Origin of the sequence: Psychrobacter sp. Sarcosine-3u-12, from assembly GCF_002836005.1 — a bacterium.
Lineage (GTDB): Bacteria > Pseudomonadota > Gammaproteobacteria > Pseudomonadales > Moraxellaceae > Psychrobacter > Psychrobacter okhotskensis.
In genome coordinates, this window is record NZ_PJBY01000024.1 from 1 (window position 1) to 1,542 (window position 1,542).

Here is a 1,542-nt window from a genome sequence, read left to right on the forward strand (position 1 = left end):
GATAGCCTTGACGCCACCAGCCCGGCTTGGTTCATCAACCAAAGCCACGCTCATCCCATCGACGGCATCAAGACTCAAAGTATAGACTCTAGTCGTACAGGCGATGCCACCAAAGACAGCATCATCAATGGCTATAACCAGCTCATGTTTGACGCCCATCCTGATAGTCCGCAAATTAACGTCTATAGCAGCAGCCTTCAGTCTAGCTTAACCATTGGACATCTGTATCAGCATAGCGACCACACTCGCGGTCAAGCACGGGGCAAAGGCATCAGCATCGAGACTCAAGCCGCTGCCAACATTCAAGGCAGCACTGGCATTCATATCAGTAGCCAAGCATCAGATCCCTCATCAAAATCTCATATGAGTCACAATAGTCATAGCAAACTGCAAACTGCTGATCAGCATCAGCAAGCTTATGCTCAATTGGCTGACACTCATCAGCCAGTGGGACTAGAGAGCAGCAGCAATAACAAGCAAAGCAGTAGTAAAGAAGATGCGCAAACACCTTTTGCCCAATTTAGCAAAGATACCAACGACGCGACCTTAAGTGAGTCTGGACAATGGCAACAAGCCAATCTGCTGATCGACTCTCAGCGTCATCTAGCGTTGCTAAGCGGACAACACAGCCAACATACCAGTACCCAAAACACGCACAGCCACGCCACCGATAGCACGCATCATCATAGTCAAACGCAAATGAATCAGCTGGTAGCAGGCGATATTCATTACTATTCAAATAAAGCACAAACCCATACGGCAGCGCATGGTGATGTGACCATACAAGCGCATCAAAGTGAGATGCGACTCGATAGTGAGCAAGTGCTGCGCATCCATAGCCGAGACAGTATTGAGATCATCGCCCCTGATACGCTCACCCTAAAAGCAGCAGGGAGTGGTATCGAGATATCAGGTGGTAATGTGACGTTTATCACGCCTGCTCAAGTGGGCTACAAGGCGAGTAAGGTGGATTGGGGCAGTGGGGGTGGGGTGGGGTTACCTGCCGTGCATCTGCCAAGGGCAAAATTGCTTGAAAACTTAGACTACTATTTGCATTATCTTGTCCAAGATCAAGATGGGATTCCTATAGCAAATACCAAATGTTTACTTTTCAAACCTGATGGTTCAACTGAGATGCATACTACAGATCTAGAAGGTAAAATAAAGGTATTAGTTGATGACGCGTCTAAAGAATATGAGATACATGTAATTTTTGAAGATGATAGTATTGATGACGAAAATGAAGATGTTATAGAGGTAGAAAAATAATGGCTGCTAAATACACTAGTTTAAAACTAACAAGTTCAAAATCAAGAGATTTTACTGGTTATACTTACGATTTAATTATCAGCTTTACACGAAGTTTATATGGCAAACCATCTGTAACACACACTAAGCCAATTGTAACCAATGCAGCATTTAATAAAAGTGGCTCTTCAGTTATACATAAGGTAGAGTCTGGTATTATAATTAAATCTCTTAAATATTTTGTAAAGTATGGTGGAAAAAATTTTAAATCTATTAACGGGAATACATCTGAAA

At 43.3% G+C, this 1,542-nt stretch carries 2 protein-coding genes; both read left to right on the top strand.

Annotation, left to right across the window (positions count from 1 at the left end; genetic code table 11):
- Nucleotides 1–1,269: DUF2345 domain-containing protein (locus tag CXF65_RS00935; RefSeq protein WP_157823972.1), on the top strand; the 1,269-nt coding region annotated here is incomplete at its 5' end.
- The coding region (locus tag CXF65_RS14895) for a hypothetical protein (RefSeq protein WP_157823974.1) at nucleotides 1,269–1,542 on the top strand (274 nt) is incomplete at its 3' end. The genes CXF65_RS00935 and CXF65_RS14895, both read left to right, overlap by 1 nt.